This is a genomic window from Streptomyces sp. NPDC002209 (assembly GCF_042890265.1).
Taxonomy (GTDB): Bacteria; Actinomycetota; Actinomycetes; order Streptomycetales; family Streptomycetaceae; genus Streptomyces.
The window spans coordinates 266,872-285,702 of record NZ_JBIARX010000007.1 but is presented as its reverse complement, the minus strand read 5'-3'; the positions used below and the strand labels follow the sequence as shown (position 1 = coordinate 285,702).

Annotated in this window: 18 protein-coding genes, 1 pseudogene and 1 riboswitch; of the genes and pseudogenes, 5 read left to right on the top strand and 14 right to left on the bottom strand. The window is 72.0% G+C overall.

Annotation, left to right across the window (positions count from 1 at the left end):
* Positions 1 to 341 precede the first annotated feature (341 nt).
* A pseudogene (locus tag ACFYXK_RS17265) lies at positions 342 to 851 on the bottom strand (TetR/AcrR family transcriptional regulator); the annotation flags it as partial.
* Between the two features lie 40 nt (positions 852 to 891).
* On the opposite strand from ACFYXK_RS17265, the gene ACFYXK_RS17260 reads away from it, so the two are divergent.
* Both ACFYXK_RS17260 and ACFYXK_RS17255 read left to right on the top strand, forming a co-directional pair.
* The gene (locus tag ACFYXK_RS17260; RefSeq protein WP_389411845.1) at positions 892 to 1,110 is read left to right on the top strand and encodes a DUF6230 family protein; all 219 of its coding nucleotides are present in this window, start codon (positions 892 to 894) and stop codon (positions 1,108 to 1,110) included.
* 140 nt (positions 1,111 to 1,250) lie between these two features.
* On the top strand, positions 1,251 to 1,499 hold the full coding sequence (locus tag ACFYXK_RS17255; protein WP_389411844.1) for a hypothetical protein: 249 nt from the start codon (positions 1,251 to 1,253) through the stop codon (positions 1,497 to 1,499).
* A 33-nt stretch (positions 1,500 to 1,532) separates the two neighbouring features.
* Here the strand turns inward: ACFYXK_RS17255 and ACFYXK_RS17250 are convergent, their stop codons facing one another.
* The 3 genes from ACFYXK_RS17250 to ACFYXK_RS17240 all read right to left on the bottom strand — a co-directional run bounded on the left by ACFYXK_RS17250 (position 1,533) and on the right by ACFYXK_RS17240 (position 3,765).
* Complete coding sequence (locus ACFYXK_RS17250; protein WP_389411843.1) at positions 1,533 to 1,685, bottom strand: SCO1431 family membrane protein; 153 nt, start codon at positions 1,683 to 1,685, stop codon at positions 1,533 to 1,535.
* A 126-nt stretch (positions 1,686 to 1,811) separates the two neighbouring features.
* Entirely contained in the window at positions 1,812 to 2,240 is a 429-nt protein-coding gene (locus ACFYXK_RS17245; RefSeq protein ID WP_389411842.1) for an SPW repeat protein, read from the bottom strand.
* 103 nt (positions 2,241 to 2,343) lie between these two features.
* A complete protein-coding gene (locus ACFYXK_RS17240; protein ID WP_389411841.1) occupies positions 2,344 to 3,765 on the bottom strand; it encodes a peptidase C39 family protein in 1,422 nt (473 codons plus the stop codon).
* Between the two features lie 172 nt (positions 3,766 to 3,937).
* Between ACFYXK_RS17240 and ACFYXK_RS17235 the strand changes: the two genes are divergently transcribed.
* A complete protein-coding gene (locus ACFYXK_RS17235; protein WP_383511961.1) occupies positions 3,938 to 4,573 on the top strand; it encodes a uridine kinase in 636 nt (211 codons plus the stop codon).
* Positions 4,574 to 4,950: 377 nt separating this feature from the next.
* Positions 4,951 to 6,897, top strand: a complete 1,947-nt coding sequence (locus tag ACFYXK_RS17230) for an AAA family ATPase (protein WP_389411840.1) — start codon at positions 4,951 to 4,953, stop codon at positions 6,895 to 6,897.
* 40 nt (positions 6,898 to 6,937) lie between these two features.
* On the opposite strand, the gene ACFYXK_RS17225 is transcribed toward ACFYXK_RS17230, so the two are convergent.
* The 10 genes from ACFYXK_RS17225 to ribD all read right to left on the bottom strand — a co-directional run bounded on the left by ACFYXK_RS17225 (position 6,938) and on the right by ribD (position 15,745).
* Positions 6,938 to 8,011, bottom strand: coding sequence for a hemolysin family protein (locus ACFYXK_RS17225; RefSeq protein ID WP_383511965.1), 1,074 nt, complete (start codon positions 8,009 to 8,011; stop codon positions 6,938 to 6,940).
* Positions 8,008 to 9,477 carry a hemolysin family protein gene (locus ACFYXK_RS17220; RefSeq protein ID WP_389411839.1) on the bottom strand — a complete coding sequence of 490 codons (1,470 nt, stop codon included), beginning with the start codon at positions 9,475 to 9,477 and terminating at the stop codon, positions 8,008 to 8,010. Before ACFYXK_RS17220 ends, ACFYXK_RS17225 begins: the two co-directional genes overlap by 4 nt.
* 299 nt (positions 9,478 to 9,776) lie before the next feature.
* The gene (locus ACFYXK_RS17215; protein ID WP_389411838.1) at positions 9,777 to 10,241 is read right to left on the bottom strand and encodes a PH domain-containing protein; all 465 of its coding nucleotides are present in this window, start codon (positions 10,239 to 10,241) and stop codon (positions 9,777 to 9,779) included.
* A gap of 56 nt (positions 10,242 to 10,297) precedes the next feature.
* On the bottom strand, positions 10,298 to 11,146 hold the full coding sequence (gene hisG, locus ACFYXK_RS17210) for an ATP phosphoribosyltransferase (protein ID WP_383511971.1): 849 nt from the start codon (positions 11,144 to 11,146) through the stop codon (positions 10,298 to 10,300).
* A 77-nt stretch (positions 11,147 to 11,223) separates the two neighbouring features.
* Positions 11,224 to 11,505, bottom strand: coding sequence for a phosphoribosyl-ATP diphosphatase (locus ACFYXK_RS17205; RefSeq protein WP_266631220.1), 282 nt, complete (start codon positions 11,503 to 11,505; stop codon positions 11,224 to 11,226).
* A 35-nt stretch (positions 11,506 to 11,540) separates the two neighbouring features.
* Positions 11,541 to 12,026 (bottom strand): 6,7-dimethyl-8-ribityllumazine synthase, encoded by a 486-nt coding sequence (gene ribH / locus ACFYXK_RS17200; protein WP_328622006.1) that lies wholly within the window; start codon positions 12,024 to 12,026, stop codon positions 11,541 to 11,543.
* A gap of 58 nt (positions 12,027 to 12,084) precedes the next feature.
* Positions 12,085 to 13,383 (bottom strand): bifunctional 3,4-dihydroxy-2-butanone-4-phosphate synthase/GTP cyclohydrolase II, encoded by a 1,299-nt coding sequence (locus ACFYXK_RS17195; RefSeq protein WP_389411837.1) that lies wholly within the window; start codon positions 13,381 to 13,383, stop codon positions 12,085 to 12,087.
* Entirely contained in the window at positions 13,380 to 14,033 is a 654-nt protein-coding gene (locus tag ACFYXK_RS17190; protein WP_266669010.1) for a nicotinamide mononucleotide transporter family protein, read from the bottom strand. The genes ACFYXK_RS17195 and ACFYXK_RS17190 overlap by 4 nt, the downstream gene beginning before the upstream one ends.
* Positions 14,030 to 14,668 (bottom strand): riboflavin synthase, encoded by a 639-nt coding sequence (locus ACFYXK_RS17185; protein WP_389411836.1) that lies wholly within the window; start codon positions 14,666 to 14,668, stop codon positions 14,030 to 14,032. The genes ACFYXK_RS17190 and ACFYXK_RS17185 overlap by 4 nt, the downstream gene beginning before the upstream one ends.
* Positions 14,669 to 15,745, bottom strand: coding sequence for a bifunctional diaminohydroxyphosphoribosylaminopyrimidine deaminase/5-amino-6-(5-phosphoribosylamino)uracil reductase RibD (ribD, locus tag ACFYXK_RS17180; RefSeq protein ID WP_389411888.1), 1,077 nt, complete (start codon positions 15,743 to 15,745; stop codon positions 14,669 to 14,671).
* Positions 15,746 to 15,978: 233 nt separating this feature from the next.
* Positions 15,979 to 16,108, bottom strand: a riboswitch (FMN riboswitch).
* Between the two features lie 279 nt (positions 16,109 to 16,387).
* On the opposite strand from ribD, the gene ACFYXK_RS17175 reads away from it, so the two are divergent.
* Complete coding sequence (locus ACFYXK_RS17175) at positions 16,388 to 18,757, top strand: chitinase C-terminal domain-containing protein (protein ID WP_389411835.1); 2,370 nt, start codon at positions 16,388 to 16,390, stop codon at positions 18,755 to 18,757.
* The last annotated feature ends 74 nt before the right edge of the window (positions 18,758 to 18,831 follow it).

Genomic DNA, 18,831 nt, shown 5'->3' with positions numbered 1-18,831 from the left:
AGCCGATACTGCCCTCCCGGATCACGGAAGGGGCAGTTCAGTGGCTGCGGCGGCTTGAGTATGCCCGATCAGGAGCGTCCCGTCACCGGGGCAAGATCATCGGCCCTCTCGAACGCCTCTTCGGGAAGCGGCGGCGGCGGACACTCCGGGACGAATTCCCCGATCACCGTCAGCGTCGCGCGCAGCTGGCGGACGAGCAGAGCGCCGAGCCGGGCCCGGTCGGGCTGCTGCGGGGCGGCTTCGGCGGTGACAGCGTTGTCGGGAGTGACAGCGTTGTCGGGGGTGACAGCGTTGTCGGAGGCGTCCGCGGAGTCGGCGTCCGCCGGGCCGGCCAGGGCGCCGATCCACTCCAGGGTGGTCCCCTCGACCGCGGACAGCCATCCGACCAGCGCGAGCCGGGCGATCGGCGGAATGGTACGGCTCCCGTACGCGCCCTCGGCGATGGTGGCCACCAGCTCCTCGCGGACCGCGTCGCGGATCGCGAGCACTTCGGCGTCGGAGCCGACTCCCCCGGTGGCGATGGTCCGGTAGGCCGCCCGGTGGTGTTCGGCGTAGGACAGATAGCCGTCGATGGTGCGGCGCACCCGCTCGACGTTGGGCAGGTCCGGCTCCCCGGCGGCGCGGGCGACGAGCTCGGCGACCGAGTCCTCGACGATGGCGAGGTAGTAGCCGCGCTTGCTCTTGAAGTAGTAGTAGATCAACCCCTTGGCGATGCCCGCCTGTTTGGCGATGTCGTCCATGGAGAGCACGTCGTACGAGGTGTCGGCGAACAACTTGCGCCCGATTGCTATGAGTTCGGCTCTGCGGACCTGCGAACGCCCGGTCGCACCACGCTTTTGACTATTATTCAAATTCGGCCCTAGCCTCGAACTGCCACAGGATGCCCGCAGTATGGCAGACCCGCCTCATGCACTTCCCTGCTCACCGGACGACGGCAAGGGCCATCCGGTCGCGCTGCTGGGCATCGGGGAGGCCACCCTCACCCACATCCGCCAGTCCGCCGAGGTGGACACCCCGGTGGGCAAGGCGGTCTTCAAGCTCACCGCGGGCGGCCACCGCACGCCTGGTCCGCGACCGGCGGGAACTTCCGCCTCAAGGGCATGCGGGTGAGCGTCGGCCTGGACGGCACGAAGTGCTTATGAGCCCTCGGCTGCGGCCGGCGCCGCGACTGTCGCGGCCGGAGGCCGGGCGGCACAGGTCCGCGCACCGCGGGCGTCAGCGAGGTCGAGACCGCCGACGGGCCGCGGAAGGTGCCCCTGCTGAAGGTGCGCGCCGCATCGCTCACCGACCGCCGGCTGCGCACCCGCGACGGCCGCGAGGAGTACGGGCCGGCCGCCACGTCCCTCGAAGGGCTGCTGTGCGTCACGTTCAGCCCGGACGGGCCGCCCGCTCCCCCGGTGATCCCGCCGTTCGTCTTCATGACCCGGGTCGGCGCGGAGCGGGCGCCGCTCACCTCGGACGTGATCGTCACCGACGGGCTGCGGCTCGAGGCCTCGTGATCAGTGGGCCCCGGAGAACGGGAGGGCCTGGGGTCAGAGCCAGCCGACCTGGGTGACGAACATGGCGACGACGACCACCAGCGTCCAGCCGAGCGCGTGCTCCAGCCACTTGGAGTGGTCCTTGGGGCCGCCGGTACGTACGAGGTTCCGGGCGCGGGAGGCGAGGGCGGAGCTGTATGCGGTCATGTCGTCCAATGTGACAGCGTTCGCGGCTTTCGCGGTAGAGACGCTCGTCACTCGTGGCGCGCATCACGTCCCGGCGCGCCACCGGGCCCCGGCCGGTTCGCGGTCGGGGCCCGGCGCGTGCGGGGGTCAGCCGGAGACGGTGCGGTTGCGGCCCGCCATGCCCGCCATGGCCAGGGCGAGGCACAGGGCGACGCCGCCGGCGATCACGTTGCTGACCACGGTGCGGGTCGTGCTGACGTCGCCGGCGATGACCCACGGAGCCACGATCGTCCAGGCTCCGATGGCGACCGCCGTCCAGGCCATCGCGTGGGTGCGTTCATAAGCGGAGCCGAGTCCGCTCATGCACAGGCAGTACGCCAGGCCGGCGATCAGGTTGTTGATCGCCAGCGAGCTGAGGCCGCTGAACCCGGCGATCCACGGCGAGGCCGCCAGGTACAGGCCCGTGATGAGGGCCAGTGCCTCCACGGCCTGCGCGGCGGGGGTGCTGGTGACCCGCTCGAACCGCGAGCGCATCTCGGCGAGGTCGGGGTGGTGTTCGATGCTGTGGGTGGTCATGGCGGGCCGCCTCCTGTAGAAGCCTTATCTGCCCTTTATGGCTTTATGGCTTTATGTTCCGCTTATCCGCGCCCCGGGTCAACGGGAAGTTCCGGCACTCGGATCACAGCACTCCCACCGCCCGCAGCGCCGCGATCTGGGCGAGGCTCGGGCGGGCCGGGGCGTACAGGTAGCAGATGCCTCCGGAGCCGGTGACGGTCTTGCCGGCGGCGTTGTGGCGCTTGGTCCGCAGCCACGCGTTCTCCCACTCGCGCCGCTTGTAGACCCGCCGGACGGCCGTGTTGTCGCGCGAGTTCGGGTCGTTGGCGACCACGTCCCCGGCCGCGGTGAAGCCGACGACGGCCATCAGGTGGCCGGCGGTGCCGTAGCCCGCGCCCGTGAGCTCCTCGGTGCGGAAGGACTGCGAGGTGATCGCCGGGATGCCCGACCGGACCAGGGTCTCCAGGTCGGCGAGGGAGTGCAGCCGGGTGACGACCCCGGCGAGCCCGCTGTAGGTGGCGGCGTACGCGGCGTTGAAGGGCCAGTTGCCGCAGCCCTTGTAGGCGCTGTCGTAGGTGGAGCGGGCCGCGTGGCAGACCTGCGGGTCGGCGTAGCGCGAGTCGACCCAGGCCAGGTCCTCGGCCGCGGGCTTGCGGCCCCAGTACTCGACGACCATCTGGGAGGAGGTGGGGCTGCACCAGGCCTCGCCGCCGTTGTCGTACTGGGGGTACTGGCCGGTGTGGGTCTCCTGCGAGTAGCGCGGGACCTTCAGCTCGTGGGCCGTGCCCGAGGGGGCGGAGGCGGGGACGGTGAACCGGTCCGGGACGTCGGAGACCATGGCTCCGGCCAGCCACACCGTCGGGCCCTGGGCGGTGCCCGGCTTGCGGTGGAGGGTCAGGCGCAGCTGCCAGTGCGTGATCCGCACGCCGTTCGCCCGCGCGGGGGCGTCGACGGCCAGGGTGTCGGTCCACACGGTGGAGGTGCCGTCGGTCTGGCCGTCCACGGAGGTGCGCCGGATGTCGCCGTCACCGGAGGCCCAGCGGCCGAGCACGTACCAGGGAGTGGTGGCGCCGGCGGCGTAGGTGGCGCGCAGTTCGATCTGGATCCAGGTGCCGGCCGGGGTGTGGGCGTTCCAGGAGGCGATGGTCTCGGTGCCGGGCACGGCGGAGCGGTGCACCGGGGAGGTCCAGGCGGCGTACTCCCAGGTGCCCTTCTTCCCGGTGTGCGGGTCGGTGTACTCGGTGCGGCCGGCCGGGGCCGCCATCACCAGGCCGGGGCGTTCCCCGGCGAGGGCGGCGGTGCCCCGGTGGGTGCCGGCCAGCCAGTGGGCGTACGCGTACCAGAACCGGTTGTCGACCGTCGCGCCGGTGGCCGCTTCGGCGGGCTCCGCTTCGGCCGGCGCGCCGTCGGCGGCTCCCGTCCCGGCCTGCGGGTCACCGTCTCCGTGCGTTCCGGCCGCCGAAGCCCTGCCGCCGGGGACGGTCGCCGCGGTGGCCGCGGCGAGGGCCAGGGCCAGCAGGGCCCTGCGTGGTGTGGGTGCGGTCATCGGCGTGGCCCCCAGGGGTCGGTGCGGTGGATCGGCTGCTCCACCCTTCCAGTTCCCGCCCGCCCGGCGGCGAAGCCGGGCACCGTGTCGGGGGTGACGCGGGGCGCCGGGCCGGGGGCCCGAGCGGGGGGCGGCCGGGGGTTGCCCGCTCCCGGGGCCATACGCTGGCCGGGTGGAGCCTCAGCAGTCACTTCAGTCACTCGCGCGCGAACTCGCCGCCCTGCCGCCCTCCCTCGGCCCGGTCCGGCTGATCGGGATCGACGGGCACGCCGGATCGGGGAAGAGCACGTTCGCCGGGCGGCTCGCCGAGGCGCTGGGCGGGGTGCCGGTGCTGCACCTGGACGACGTGGCCACCCACGAGGAGCTGTTCGGCTGGCCGGAGCGGCTGCGCGTACAGGTGCTGGAGCCGCTGGCCGCCGGGCGGGCGGCCCACTGGGCCCCGTACGACTGGGTGGAGCGCCGGTTCGGCCCGGAGCGGGTGCTGGAGCCGGTGCCGGTGCTGCTGATCGAGGGGGTCGGTGCCGGGCGGCGGGCGCTGCGCCCGCATCTGGCGCGGCTGCTGTGGATGGAGACACCGCGCGCGCAGTCCTGGGGGCGCGGGCGAAATCGGGACGGGCGTGAACTTTCCGACTTCTGGGACGGATGGGAGCGCGCGGAGCTCGCGCACTTCTCGGATGATCCTTCGCGCCCCTTCGCCGACACGTTGGTACGCCAGAGCGGTACGGGATACGAGTGGTCTTCCGGGACGGGTGCGACCGCCGGAAGGGCCACTTCCGTCACCGAAGGTGACGGACTCCCCCGGGCCTGAGCCGCTCCGGAAAACCGCTTGCGCGGGCCTGCACCGACTTGCTTGACCTGGGCCCCGCAGCGGCCTTACGTTCTGAATGCGCGGTCTTTCCAGGCCGCAGCGGACGCGAAGCCCCCGATTGTTCCCCCGTGATCGGGGGCTTCGTTCTGCCCCGCCCGGCTCGGAGCCGCCGCCGCAGGGGCCCGACCTCCCCGAATTCTTCACCCTGAGTCACCTTGTGCGCCCCCGGAGCCCGGCCGACCGGTGCCCGCCGCACCCTACGTATGGTGCGTAGCCGCAGGTACGATGCACCCCTGATTTCATCGGCGCAGTGGACAACTCGCGGGCGCGACGCGGGGGTTGCTGTGCACCACGGGGGCAGGCTTGTGGGGGATGTGATGGATTTCGGCACGCCGGGCACGCACGCCCCGGCCGAACTCGCCTGGCTGCGCGGGGTGGACGCCTGCACCATGGGCGCCTATCCGCAGGCCGAGGAGGAGTTCCGGGCGGCCGTACGACTGGATCCCTCGATGGCCGACGCATGGCTGGGCCTGCACGCGCTCCGGGTGGACACCACCAACGCCTTATTGCGCATGTACGCCCACCGCGACCGCTTCGGCGAGCAGCGGGCCCGCCATCGGCGGACGCTGAACTCCTGGTACTGGCTGGGCTGGTGGGTGCAGCCCGTCCTGGAGAGCCGGCGCGACCTCCTGCTGGCCCACGCCTCGCACTGGCTGGACGGCCGGCACGTCCCCGAGCTGGACCAGGCGCTGGCCGCGCTGCCGCCGGTGGACACCGATGCGCAGGTGCGGTTCCTGCACGCCTGCCGGGCCTACCTGGTCAAGGACTGGGAGCAGCTGGTGCGGCACACCGAGCCGCTGGTGGACGATCCGCTGCTGGGCATCGAGGCGGGCCTGTTCGGCGGGATGGCCCGGGTCCGCCTCGAGATGTACGGGCAGGCCGAACCGATGCTGTCGGCGGCGCTGATGCGCTGCCGCAGCGAGCAGCCGCAGCGCAAGGAGCTGCGGTACTGGCTGGCGCGGGCGCACGAGGGGACCGGGCGCAGCGCGGCGGCGCTGCCGCTGTACCGGGCGGTGCACCGGGTGGACCCGGCGTTCATGGACACGGCGGCCCGGCTGACGGCGATCGAGGACAGCGACTACGTCGACGGGGCCGACGGGTACGCCGGGTACGCCGCGTCCGGCTACGAGGGGTACGCCGGGCACGATCTCTCGCCGGTCGGCGGGGATTTCGCGGCGGTGGCCCTCGGCGGCGGCCCCGTCCAGGACATCGCGGCGGACGGGCAGGCGGAGCCGGACCCGCTGATCGTGCCGGAGCCGGATCCGCGGTTCGGAGCTCCGGGTACGGGCACGGGCCGGGCGGGAGGCGTACGCCGCAAGGTGGCGGTTCCGCCGCAGACCGCACCCGGGGGGCTGCCGGCCGGGCCGGCCGATCCGGCGCTGCTCGCCGAGGCGCTCGCGGAGCTGGAGCGGATGGTGGGGCTGGAACCGGTGAAACGGCAGGTGAAGGCCCTCTCGGCGCAGCTGCACATGGCCCGGCTGCGGGCCGGGCAGGGCCTGCCGGTGCAGCCCCCGAAGCGGCACTTCGTGTTCTCGGGGCCCTCGGGCACGGGCAAGACGACCGTGGCGCGGATCCTGGGCCGGGTCTTCTACGCACTCGGGCTGCTGGGCGGTGACCACCTGGTGGAGGCCCAACGGGCCGATCTGGTGGGCGAGTTCCTCGGGCAGACCGCCGTCAAGGCCAACGAGCTGATCGATTCCGCGATCGGCGGGGTGCTGTTCGTGGACGAGGCCTACAGCCTCTCCAACACCGGCTACAGCAAGGGCGACGCGTACGGGGACGAGGCGCTGCAGGTGCTGCTGAAGCGGGCCGAGGACAACCGGGACCACCTGGTGGTGATCCTGGCCGGCTATCCGGCGGGGATGGACCGGCTGCTGGCCGCCAATCCGGGACTGTCCTCGCGGTTCACCACCCGGGTGGACTTCCCCAGCTACCGGCCGCTGGAACTGACCGCGATCGGCGGGGTGCTGGCGGAGGCGAACGGGGACTGCTGGGACGAGGAGGCCCTCGAGGAGCTGCGCAGCATCAGCGGGCACGTGGTGGAGCAGGGCTGGATCGACGAGCTGGGCAACGGCCGGTTCCTGCGCACCTTGTACGAGAAGAGCTGCGCGTACCGGGACCTGCGGCTGGCGGGGTTCCCCGGTGAGCCCTCCCGGGACGACCTGTCGACGCTGCGGCTGCCCGACCTGATGCAGGCGTACGGGGAGGTCCTGTCGGGCCGGGGCCCGCAGGACCGCGACCGCCCGGAGCCGCCGCCGCTGTAGCGGGGGTGCCGGGGCCGGAGCCCCGGCACCCCCTGACGCCTCAGACGCCGGCGGGGCTGGTTTCGCGGGGGCCCGGCCGGCGGGCCGGGATGCGGTGCGCGGGGTCGCGCACCTCGCCCACGAGCATCTCCAGTACGTCCTCCAGGGCGACCAGGCCGAGCACCCGCCCGGCCGGGTCGGCGACCTGGGCCAGATGGGTGGCGTCCCGGCGCATGACGCTGAGCGCGTCGTCGAGCGGGAGGGTGGCGGACAGCGTGGGCATGCGGCGCCAGACCCGCTGGGGCACGGCCCGCTCCCGGTCCTCGAGGTCCAGCACGTCCTTGACGTGCAGGTAGCCCATGAAGGCGCCGTTCTCGGAGCGGACGGGGAAGCGGGAGTACCCGGTGCGGACGGTCAGCTGCTCGATCTGCCGCGGGGTCGCCGAGGGGCCGACCGTCACGAGCCGCTCCCGGGAGAGCAGGACGTCGGTGACCCGGCGGCTGCCCAGTTCGAGGGCGTCCTCCAGGCGCTCCTGCTCGCCCGGATCCAGGAGCCCGGCCTGCCGGGAGTCCTCGACGAGCCGGCCGAGCTGGGCGCTGGTGTAGACGGCCTCGACCTCGTCCTTGGGCTCCACCTTGAACAGGCGGAGCACCAGGTGCGCGCAGGAGCCCAGCGCGCTGGTGACGGGGCCGCACAGCCGGGCGAAGGCCACCAGGCCCGGGCTGAACCACAGGGCGGTCTTCTCGGGTGCGGCCATGGCGAGGTTCTTGGGCACCATCTCGCCGATGACCAGGTGCAGGAAGACGACGGCGGCGAGGGCCACCGCGTAGCCGAGCGGGTGGATCATTCCCTGCGGGACGTGGGCCGCGTGGAAGAGCGGCTCGAGCAGGCGGGCCATCGTCGGCTCGGCGACCGCGCCGAGGGTCAGGGAGCAGACGGTGATGCCGAACTGGGCCGCCGCCATCATCCGCGGCAGGTTCTCCAGGCCGTAGAGCACCTGGCGGGCCCGCTTGGACTCCTTGGCCAGCGGCTCGATCTGGCTGCGCCGTACGGAGACGAGCGCGAACTCGGCGCCGACGAAGAAACCATTGGCCAGGACCAGGAGCAGGGCGAAGAGCAGTTGGAGGGCGTTCATCGGCCGGCGCCTTCCAGCTGGGCCGACTGGGCCGGCTGGGCCGACCGCGCGTCCGGGGAGGCCTGCCGGCCGGGCCGGGTGCCTGTGGAGCCGGCGTCGATCAGGACGGTGGCGCGGGCGGCCTCGGGGCCGGTCCCGTGCCCGGCGGCGGGCACGCTGCCCAGCCGGACCAGCCGGACCCGTTCGGCGCGGTTGCGGCCGACCTGGCGGACGGACAGCCTCCAGCCGGGCAGTTCGGCGCGGTCCCCGGGGGCGGGGATCCGGCCGAGCAGGTCGGCGACGAGTCCGGCGACGGTCTCGTAGGGGCCTTCGGGCACCTCGAGGCCTATCCGGCGCAGGGTCTGCACCCGGCAGCTGCCGTCGGCCTCCCAGGAGGGGCGGCCGTCCTCGGCGGGCACGGCGGCCAGCTCGGGGCCCTCGGTCTCGGCGAGGTCGTGCTCGTCGCGGACCTCGCCGACGAGCTCCTCCACGATGTCCTCCAGGGTGACGACCCCGGCGGTGCCGCCGTACTCGTCGACGACCACGGCCATCGGCTGCTCGCTGCGCAGCCGCTCCAGCAGCGGCTGCACCGGCAGCGAGCCGGGCACCAGCAGCGGGGCGACGCAGATCCGGCTCACGGTGGTGCGGGCGCGCTCGGACTCGGGCACGGCGAGGGCGTCCTTGAGGTGGACGACACCGGTGACCTCGTCGATGCGCTCCCGGTAGACCGGGAACCGGGACAGCCCGGTGGCGCGGGTCAGGTTGAGCACGTCGGCCGCGGTGGCCGTGTGCTGGAGTGCGCTGACCTTCACCCGGGGGGTCATGACGTGCTGGGCCGTGAGCTCGCCCAGCGAGAGGGTCCGTACGAAGAGGTCGGCGGTGTCCTGTTCGAGGGCGCCGGCCTGGGCCGAATGGCGGACCAGGGAGACCAGTTCGCCGGGGGTGCGGGCGGAGGCCATCTCCTCGGCCGGTTCCACGCCGAGCGCCCGCACGAGGCGGTTGGCGACGGCGTTGAGGCCGGCGATGACCGGCCGGAAGGCACGGGAGAAGACCTGCTGCGGGCCGGCCACGAACCGGGCCACCTGCAGCGGCCGGGAGACCGCCCAGTTCTTCGGAACGAGCTCGCCGACGACCATCTGGACGGCGGAGGCGAGCAGCATGCCGGTGAAGACGGCGACGCCGGAGACGGCTCCCGCGGGCAGGCCGGTGGCCGCGAGCGGCCCGGCCAGCAGTCCGGCGAGGGCCGGTTCGGCGAGCATGCCGACCACGAGGGAGGTGATGGTGATGCCGAGCTGGGTGCCGGAGAGCTGGAAGGACAGCTCCCGCAGGGCCTCGACCACCGTGCGGGCACGGCGGTCGCCATCGGCTGCGGCGCGTTCGGCCTCGGGTCGTTCCACGGTGACGAGGCCGAACTCGGCCGCCACGAAGAAGCCGTTGGCGAGGATCAGGGCGAATGCCGCCACGAGCAGGAGTAGCGGGATGGTCATGCCGCCGCCTCCGTGGGGAGGGCGGCGCGGGTACTACCGGACGATCCGTCCATTGCTGGAGGGAGTCACTCCTCAAGTCGCAGGTGCCCCCGGACCTCGGGGTCCCGGGGGCCGGTGGGAGGACGCACGGGTGCGCCCCGCCACCAGGGTAGTCACTGAGATCGCCGCCGCAATGGGACGCAGCGGTCGGCTGCGGCTCCGGTGCTCCGCCCGAGGGTCGCTCGAGACGCGCTCAAGGCCCCTTCGAGGCCTGTTCGGTGCTCGTTCGACTGCCCGGACGGGGTCCGCGCGGCGGCGGCTCAGCGGTCGTGCGGCCCGGTCCCCCGGGCCTCGGCGAGCGCGCGCAGGGCGCGGGCGTCGCCGATCGCCTGCTGCTTGGCCACTCCGGGCTGGATGCCGAGGGCGGGCAGGCTCGTGCCGTCGCTGAGGTCCAGGAACACCCACGGGTCGCCCGGGCGGAGGTTCACGCGCAGGATCTGCGCCCACTCGAGGCGGCGGGTGCTGGTCAGGTTGACGACGGTGACGCCCGCCTCGTCCGCGACCACCTTGGGGCGGCTGAGCAGGACGAGTACGGAGGTCAGCAGGACGGCGGTGAAGATGAAGCTCATCCGCTCCCCCGGCCCGAGGTTCTCGAGCAGGAGGGCGATCGCCGTGATGGTGGCGAACATGGCGAGCCCGACGCCCAGCAGGACGGCCCGGGTACGGGTCGGCCGGAAGGTGACCGGCAGGGCGGGCGGTGCGGGCTGGGCGGCGGACTCGGCCATGATGCGGGAGATGCCTTCGGGAGGGGGCGTACGGACCGGACGGACGGACGTACGGGTCAGAGACGGCAGGCGTGGATCGAGGTGGTGAGGATCGCACGCGCGCCGAGCTCGTACAGGTCGTCCATGATCCGCTGCGCCTCCTTGGCCGGGACCATCGCGCGGACGGCGACCCAGCCCTCGTTGTGCAGCGGGGAGACGGTCGGTGACTCCAGGCCCGGGGTGAGGGCGACGGCGCGCTCGAGGTGCTCGGCGCGGCAGTCGTAGTCCATCATCACGTAGCTGCGGGCCACCAGGACGCCCTGGAGGCGGCGCAGGAACTGCTGGGCCTGCGCGTTGTCGGCGTCGGCGCCGTTGCCGCGGATGACCACGGCCTCGGAGGTGAGGATCGGCTCCCCGATGACCTCGAGGCCGGCGTTGCGCAGGCTGGTGCCGGTCTCGACGACGTCCGCGATGATCTGGGCGACGCCGAGCTGGATGGCGGTCTCGACCGCGCCGTCGAGGTGCACGACGGAGGCGTCGATGCCCTGCTCGGCGAGGTGCTTGGCGACGATTCCCTCGTACGAGGTCGCGATCGTCATCCCGTGGAAGTCCTCGGGGCCCTTCGCCGTGCCGGGCTTGGTGGCGTAGCGGAAGGTGGAGCGGCCGAAGTTCAGCGGGAGGATCTCCTCGGCGCTGGCGCCGGAGTCGAGCAGCAGGTCACGGCCGGTGATGCCGATGTCGAGCTTGCCCGAGGCGACGTAGATCGCGATGTCCTTGGGGCGCAGGTAGAAGAACTCCACCCCGTTGTCGGGGTCGAGGACCACGAGCTCCTTGGACTCCTTGCGCTGGCGGTAGCCGGCCTCATGGAGCATCGCCGACGCCGCTCCGGAGAGTGAACCCTTGTTGGGGACGGCGATGCGCAGCATGGGGCTTCCTTCAGTGCGTGGATTGCGAACGGTGTGGGCTAAGCGGCGGGCGGGGGACCCGCGGGGCGGGCTCCGGCCTAGAGGTGCGCGTAGACGTCGTCGAGGGAGATCCCGCGCGCGACCATCATCACCTGGACGTGGTACAGCAGCTGGGAGATCTCCTCGGCGGCGGCTTCCTTGCCCTCGTGCTCGGCGGCCATCCAGACCTCGGCGGCCTCCTCGACGATCTTCTTGCCGATCGCGTGGACGCCCTTGCCGACGAGCTCGGCGGTCCGGGAGGTGCTGGGGTCGCCGTTGGCGGCCTTGAGCTGGAGCTCGGTGAAGAGCTCTTCGAAACTCTTGGAGGGTGTGTTCGCCATGATGGTCCTCAGAATAAGGGGTCCCCCGCCGCCACTCAGCGCCAGGGTTCGCTGACGGACCGCAGGGTCGCAGCAGTCGAGACGGCGGCGATGACCGCTTCGTGTCCCTTGTCCTCGTTCGACCCCTCGAGCCCGGCGCGGTCCAGCGCCTGCTCGTCGTTGTCGCACGTCAGAACGCCGAAGCCGATGGGGACTCCGGTGTCGATCGACACCTGTACCAGGCCTTGGGTAACGCCCTGGCAGACGTAGTCGAAGTGCGGGGTGCCGCCGCGGATGACGACTCCGAGGGCGACGATGGCATCGTAACCGCGACCGGCGAGTACCTTCGCCACGACCGGGAGCTCGAAGCTGCCGGGGACGCGGAGCACGGTGGGCTCGTCGATGCCCAGCTCGTGCAGGGCGCGCAGGGCGCCGTCGACGAGGCCGTCCATGACCTTCTCGTGCCACTGGGCCGCGATGACCGCGACCCGGAGGTCTCCGCAGTTCCTGACACTCAGTTCGGGTGCGCCCTTGCCGCTCACAGCTGTGCTCCTCGGTGGTTCGTGGTTCGTGGTGTGTGCTGGTGGTGGTGGTTCGTGCTTACTGGTTGCCGCAGGCGGAGGTGGTCACGGTCGGCTCCAGCCAGGGCAGGTCGTGACCCATCCGGTCCCGCTTGGTGCGCAGGTACCGCAGATTGTGCTCGCCCGCCTCCATGGGCATGGCCACCCGGTCGTTGACCGCGATGCCGTGCCGTACGAGGGCCTCGGACTTGTCGGGGTTGTTGGTCAGCAGCCGGACGCTCCTGACGCCGAGGTCGGCGAGGATCTGCGCGCCGGCGGCGTAGTCGCGGGCGTCGGCCGGCAGGCCGAGCTCCAGGTTGGCGTCGAGGGTGTCGCGGCCGCGCTCCTGGAGCTCGTACGCGCGCAGCTTGGACACGAGCCCGATGCCACGGCCCTCGTGGCCGCGCAGGTAGACGACCACGCCTCGGCCGGCCTCCTTGATGCGGGCCATGGAGGCGTGCAGCTGGGGGCCGCAGTCGCAGCGCAGCGAGTGGAAGATGTCGCCGGTCAGGCACTCGGAGTGGACCCGGACCACGACGTCCTTGCCGTCGCCGATCTCGCCGTGGACGAGGGCGACGTGCTCGACGCCGTCGACGGTGGAGCGGTAGCCGTACGCCGTGAAGTCGCCGTGGGCGGTCGGCAGGACGACCTCGGCCTCGCGGCGCACGGTCGGCTCGGCGGAGCGGCGGTAGGCGATCAGGTCCTCGATGGAGATGATCGTCAGGCCGTGCTTGCGGGCGAAGGGGATCAGCTCGGGCAGGCGCAGCATGACGCCGTCCTCGCCGGCGATCTCCACGATCGCGCCGACGGGGCGCAGGCCCGCGAGGCGGGCGAGGTCGACGGCGGCCTCGGTGTGGCCGTTGCGGACCAGGACGCCGCCGGGCTTGGCGCGCAGCGGGAAGACGTGGCCGGGGCGGACGAAGTCCGAGGGCTCGGAGACCCCGTCGGCGAGCATCCGCAGGGTGGTGGAGCGGTCGGCGGCCGAGATGCCGGTGGTGACGCCGTGGGCGGCGCTCGCGTCGACGGAGACCGTGAAGGCGGTCTTCATCGACTCGGTGTTGTGCTGGACCATCTGGGGCAGCTCGAGCCGCTCCAGCTCGGGGCCCTCCATGGGGGCGCAGATCAGGCCGCGGCACTCGCTCATCATGAACGCGACGATCTCGGGGGTGGCCTTCTCGGCGGCGATGACGAGGTCGCCCTCGTTCTCGCGGTCCTCGTCGTCGACGACGACGACCGGCCGGCCGGCCGCGATGTCGCGGATGGCCTGCTCGACGGGGTCGAGCCGGAAGACGGCGTCGAGGACGGCGTCGATGTCGGGCACGGGCTTGAGGGAGTTCATGCCGTTGCTCCTTCCAGGGCCGGGGCGGGGGTGGTGCGCGAACGCTGGTACCAGTCGTGGGCGCCCCACAGGACGAGCGCGAAGTAGACGACGTAGACGAGGCCGGAGAAGGCCAGTCCGTTGGTGAAGGCGAGCGGGACGCCGACCAGGTCGACGAGGAGCCAGGCGAACCAGAACTCGACCAGGCCGCGGGCCTGGGCGACCATCGCGACGATCGTGCCGACGAAGATGTAGGCGTCGGCCCACGGGCTCCAGGACAGGTCCGGGAAGAGCGTGAACAGGCCGCCGACGGCGAGGGTGCCGAGGGCCGCGCCGGCCAGGAGCAGTCCGCGCTCGGTCCAGGTCGCGGTGCGCACGGCGAGGGTGCCGTCCTGGGCCTGCTTCCTGCCGAGCTGCCAGGCGCGCCAGCCCCATGCGGCCACGCCGATGACGAGGAGCTGCTTGCCGACGCCGCCTGCGAGGTGGGCGGAGGCGTAGGCGGCTATGAGGATCAGGCCGGACAGGAGCTGGGCGGGCCAGGTCCAAATCGAGCGGCGCCAGCCGAGGGCGAGGGCGGCCAGGCCCATCAGGTTGCCGATCATGTCGGACCAGATGACCTTCTGGCCGAAGACCGTGAAGGCCTCGGCGTTGAGCCAGGTCAGGGCGCTCACCGGTCGGCCTCCTTGCCTTCGCCGGGGGTCGCGGTCAGGGGGTTCACACCGGCGGCCAGCAGGCGTTCGACGTACTTCGCGAGGACGTCGACCTCGAGGTTGACGGGGTCGCCGGGCTGCTTGATGCCGAGCGTGGTCAGCGCGAGGGTGGTGGGGATGAGGCTGATGGTGAAGTAGTCGGCGGCGGCTTCGACCACGGTGAGGCTGACGCCGTCGACCGTGATGGAGCCCTTCTCGACGACGTACCGGGACAGGTGCGCGGGGAGTGCGACCTTGACGATCTCCCAGTGCTCGGAGGGTGTGCGGGAGAGGATCTCGCCGGTGCCGTCCACGTGCCCCTGGACCAGGTGTCCGCCGAGCCGTCCGCCGAGGGCCATCGGGCGCTCCAGGTTGACCCGGGAGCCCTTGTCGAGGGCGCCGAGGCTGGAGCGGTTCAGGGTCTCCTGCATGACGTCGGCGGTGAACTCGCCGTCGGCGGTCTCCACGACGGTCAGGCAGACGCCGTTGACGGCGATGGAGTCGCCGTGCTTGGCGCCGTCGGTGACGACGGGGCCGCGCAGGCGGAAGCGGGAGGCCTCGGCGAGCTGCTCGACGGCGGTGACCTCGCCCAGTTCTTCGACGATTCCGGTGAACACTCAGTGCTCCTTGGGGGCGGTGGTGGGGGCGGCTGCGGGTACTGCGGTGATGCGGAGATCGGTGCCGACGCGGACGGCCTCGGTGATGTCGAGGCGTATCGCGTGGGCGATGTTCGTGATGCCTGCGCCGGCCAGGGCGGCGGGGCCGGAGCCGAGGAGGGCCGGGGCGAGGTAGCCGATGACCCGGTCGACGGCTCCGGCCTCCAGGAAGGCTCCGGCCAGGGTCGGGCCGCCTTCGAGCAGGACGGAGCGCACGCCGCGGGCGTACAGCTCGGTGAGCAGGTCGTGGACGGCGATGCGGCCGGCGTGCAGGGGCAGCCGGAGCAGCTCGACGCCCGGCAGGTGCCGGGTGTCGGCGTCCTCGCCGGTGACGAGCAGCGTGGGTGCGGCGTCGTCGAGGACGCGGGCGGTCGGCAGCAGGCCGGCACGGGTGTCGAGGGCGACGCGCAGGGGCTGGGTGGCTCCCGCGATGCCGCGGACGGCCAGGTGCGGGTCGTCCTCGCGCAGGGTGCCGCCGCCCACGAGGACGGCGTCGGCCTCGGCGCGCAGCCGGTGGACGTCGGCGCGGGACTGCGGGCCGGTGATCCAGCGGCTGCTGCCGTCCTCGGCGGCGCTGCGGCCGTCGAGGGTGGCCGCGTACTTCCAGGTCACGTGCGGGCGGCCGAGGCGTACGGAGGTGAGCCAGGCGGCGTTGCCCGTTGCCGCCTCGGCCTCCAGGAGCCCGCCCTCGGCCTTGACCCCGGCGCCGAGCAGGGTGTCGCCGCCGCCGCTGGCCTGCGGGTTCGGGTCCGCGACGGCGTAGACCACCCGGGTGACCCCGGCCTCGACGAGCGCCTGGGCGCAGGGCCCCGTACGACCGGTGTGGTTGCAGGGTTCGAGGGTGACGTAGGCGGTGCCGCCGCGGGCTGCCGCGCCTGCCGTGCGCAGGGCGTGGACCTCGGCGTGGGGGCCGCCGGCCCGCTCGTGCCAGCCCTCGCCGACGACGGTGCCCGCGGCGTCCGTGATGACGCAGCCGACGACCGGGTTGGGGCTGGTGGAGCCGAGGCCGCGGGCGGCGAGCTCGATGGCGCGGCGCATGGCCTGCGCGTCGGCATCGGCATCGCCGATGACGTGCGGTGCGTTCGCGGCATGGTTCGCCACCGGGTCCTCCTGCCTCTGTCGGGCACGGACTCCGGGGCCTGTCGGGATACGACAGATGAAGCGGTTCAGCACACACGGGGACGCCGAGGCCGAAAAAACGGTCCGCCCGGACGTTTCCGCAGGGGATACGCCGATGAACCGCCGACGGCGGCGTACCGGTGACTGGCCCGCCGCGCACTGCCTCCCATCCGGACTTTCACCGTCGGTCCAGGAATTTCACCTGGTCAACCGGCCGCTGGCTGCGGACGGGTCGCGGACTATACCGCCGGTTCGGAATTACACCGACCCCGGAGTGCGCTGCTTACTGGTACTGCTGCCAGTTTGCCACGGGTGATCGGCGGCCATGCGAGTGAGGGGCTGTGGCCTGGGTCACAGAGAGGGTGTTCCGCGGGAGTCTGTCAAGTACGCCTGCGATTGGTACAGACCTATTGACGAGGTGGTCTAGTCCTCTTAACGTTCCCTTCACCCTCCCCGGGAGACAGCCCGTCAGATGTGCGCACGTCACGGGCCAACACGCACCACTTTTCCGCCTGTTGTGCCCTTTCGTGTCCTGCCATCCTCCCCTCCCCAGGAGGCACCATGCCGTCCCCCACACGTACGAGAGCGATGCTCCTGGCATCCGGCGCCGCAATCGCCGGACTGCTGATGGGCGGGCTCTCGACCGGCGTCTCACACGCCGCCGACAACGAGGGCTGTCGCCCGGACGGGCTCTACAAGACGGCCGGAGTCGACGTCCCGTACTGCTCGGTCTACGACTCCGAAGGCCGCGAGAAGATGGGCGCCGACCACCAGCGCCGCGTCATCGGATATTTCACCGGGTGGCGGACCGGCAAGGACGGCACCCCCGCCTACCTCGCCAACAACGTCCCGTGGTCCAAGGTCACCCATCTGAATTACGCCTTCGCCCACGTAGGCGCCGACAACAGGATCTCGGTCGGCGCGGACAACGCGAACAACGCCGCCACCGGGATGACCTGGCCGGGTGTCGCGGGCGCCGAGATGGACCCGGCCCTGCCGTACAAGGGCCACTTCAACCTGCTGAACAAATTCAAGAAGCAGTACCCGAACGTGAAGACGCTGATCTCGGTCGGCGGCTGGGCCGAGACCGGCGGCTACTTCGGCGACGACGGCAACCGCGTCGCCTCCGGCGGCTTCTACTCGATGGCCACCAACGCCGACGGCTCGGTCAACCAGGCCGGCATCGACACGTTCGCGGACTCCTCGGTCGAGTTCATCCGCACGTACGGGTTCAACGGCGTCGACATCGACTACGAGTACCCGACCACCATGAAGGACGCGGGCAACCCGCTGGACTGGCAGCTCTCCAACGCCCGCCGGGCCGGGCTCGTCCAGGGCTACGCCGCGCTGATGAAGTCGCTGCGCGAGAAGCTCGACCGTGCGGGCGCCGCCGACGGCAAGCACTACCTGCTCTCCGTCGCCGCCCCCTCCTCCGGCTACCTGCTGCGGGGCATGGAGACGTTCCAGATGCAGAAGTACCTGGACTACGTCAACATCATGTCCTACGACCTGCACGGCGCCTGGAACGAGTACGTCGGCCCGAACGCCTCGCTCTTCGACGACGGCAAGGACGGCGAACTGGCCGCCGCCGGCGTCTACTCCACCTCCCAGTACGGCGGCATCGGCTACCTGAACTCCGACTGGGCCTACCACTACTTCCGCGGCTCGATGCCGGCGGGCCGCATCAACATGGGCCTGCCCTACTACACCCGCGGCTTCAAGAACGTGCAGGGCGGCACGGACGGCCTGTGGGGCAAGGCACCGGCGACCACCTGCCCGGCCGGCGCCGGGCTGACCAAATGCGGTGACGGCGCGGTCGGCATCGACAACCTGTGGCACGACCTGGACACCAACGGGGCCGAGTCCCCGGCGGGCTCCAACCCGATGTGGCACGCCAAGAACCTGGAGAAGGGCGTCGTCGGCGACTACGTCACCCGGTACGGCTTCCCGGCGAACACCACCCTGACCGGCACCTACGCCCGCAAGTACGACTCCACCCTGGTGGCGCCGTGGCTGTGGAACGCCCAGAAGAAGGTCTTCCTGTCGACGGAGGACGAGCAGTCCGTCGCCGCGAAGGCCGACTACGTGGTCAACAAGGGCATCGGCGGCACGATGGTCTGGGAGCTGGCGGGCGACTACGCGTACAACTCCGCCAAGGGCCAGTACGAGATGGGCGACACGCTCACCTCCCTGATGTACGACAAGTTCAAGGCGGCCGCGCCGTACGGCGCGAAGAAGGCGGGCGGCGCGCTGCCGGCCCGGGCCGTGGACATCAAGACGGAGTTCACCGAGTTCAAGCTGGGCGACTCCAACTACCCGATCACCCCGAAGCTCAAGATCACCAACAACACGAAGACCACGCTGCCCGGCGGCACCGAGTTCCAGTTCGACTACGGGACCTCGGCCCCGGCCAACGCCTCGGACCAGTCCGGCTTCGGCACGAAGGTGATCGCCACCGGCCACAGCGGCAACAACGTCGGCGGTCTGAAGGGCGACTTCCAGCGGGTCTCGCTGAAGCTCCCCGCCTGGCAGACGCTGGCCCCCGGCGCCTCGGTGGACCTGGCGTTCAACTACTACCTGCCGGTGTCCACGCCCTCCAACTGGACGGTGGACATCTCCGGCACCACCTACGCCCTCGCCGGCGACCTGGCGCGCGGCACGACGGTGACGGAGCCGGGCACCACCCAGCCCCCGACCACCCCGCCCACGACCCCGCCGACCACTCCCCCGACGACGCCGCCGACCACTCCCCCGACCACGCCCCCGGGCGGGACCTGCACGAACCCGGCGTACGTCGCGGGCACGGTGTACAACGGCGGGACCGTCGTCTCGCACAAGGGCCACAACTGGAAGGCTCAGTGGTGGACGCAGAACGAGGAGCCCGGCACCACCGGCGAGTGGGGCGTCTGGAAGGACCAGGGCGCCTGCTGACCCCGCGTCGCCGCCCGTAGCCGAACGAACGTGAGGACCCGGTGGCCCGGCGGCCACCGGGTCCTCGCACGTGC

What these genes read in the sequence shown, in the direction of transcription:
- ACFYXK_RS17220 (WP_389411839.1), bottom strand. Translation starts at nt 9,477, where the DNA reads ATGACCATCCCGCTACTCCTGCTCGTGGCGGCATTCGCCCTGATCCTC.
- ACFYXK_RS17230 (WP_389411840.1), top strand. Translation starts at nt 4,951, where the DNA reads ATGGATTTCGGCACGCCGGGCACGCACGCCCCGGCCGAACTCGCCTGG.
- ACFYXK_RS17245 (WP_389411842.1), bottom strand. Translation starts at nt 2,240, where the DNA reads ATGACCACCCACAGCATCGAACACCACCCCGACCTCGCCGAGATGCGC.
- hisG (WP_383511971.1), bottom strand. Translation starts at nt 11,146, where the DNA reads ATGCTGCGCATCGCCGTCCCCAACAAGGGTTCACTCTCCGGAGCGGCG.
- ACFYXK_RS17195 (WP_389411837.1), bottom strand. Translation starts at nt 13,383, where the DNA reads ATGAACTCCCTCAAGCCCGTGCCCGACATCGACGCCGTCCTCGACGCC.
- ribD (WP_389411888.1), bottom strand. Translation starts at nt 15,745, where the DNA reads ATGCGCCGCGCCATCGAGCTCGCCGCCCGCGGCCTCGGCTCCACCAGC.
- ACFYXK_RS17175 (WP_389411835.1), top strand. Translation starts at nt 16,388, where the DNA reads ATGCCGTCCCCCACACGTACGAGAGCGATGCTCCTGGCATCCGGCGCC.
- ACFYXK_RS17240 (WP_389411841.1), bottom strand. Translation starts at nt 3,765, where the DNA reads ATGACCGCACCCACACCACGCAGGGCCCTGCTGGCCCTGGCCCTCGCC.
- ACFYXK_RS17205 (WP_266631220.1), bottom strand. Translation starts at nt 11,505, where the DNA reads ATGGCGAACACACCCTCCAAGAGTTTCGAAGAGCTCTTCACCGAGCTC.
- ACFYXK_RS17215 (WP_389411838.1), bottom strand. Translation starts at nt 10,241, where the DNA reads ATGGCCGAGTCCGCCGCCCAGCCCGCACCGCCCGCCCTGCCGGTCACC.
- ACFYXK_RS17225 (WP_383511965.1), bottom strand. Translation starts at nt 8,011, where the DNA reads ATGAACGCCCTCCAACTGCTCTTCGCCCTGCTCCTGGTCCTGGCCAAT.
- ACFYXK_RS17260 (WP_389411845.1), top strand. Translation starts at nt 892, where the DNA reads ATGGCAGACCCGCCTCATGCACTTCCCTGCTCACCGGACGACGGCAAG.
- ACFYXK_RS17250 (WP_389411843.1), bottom strand. Translation starts at nt 1,685, where the DNA reads ATGACCGCATACAGCTCCGCCCTCGCCTCCCGCGCCCGGAACCTCGTA.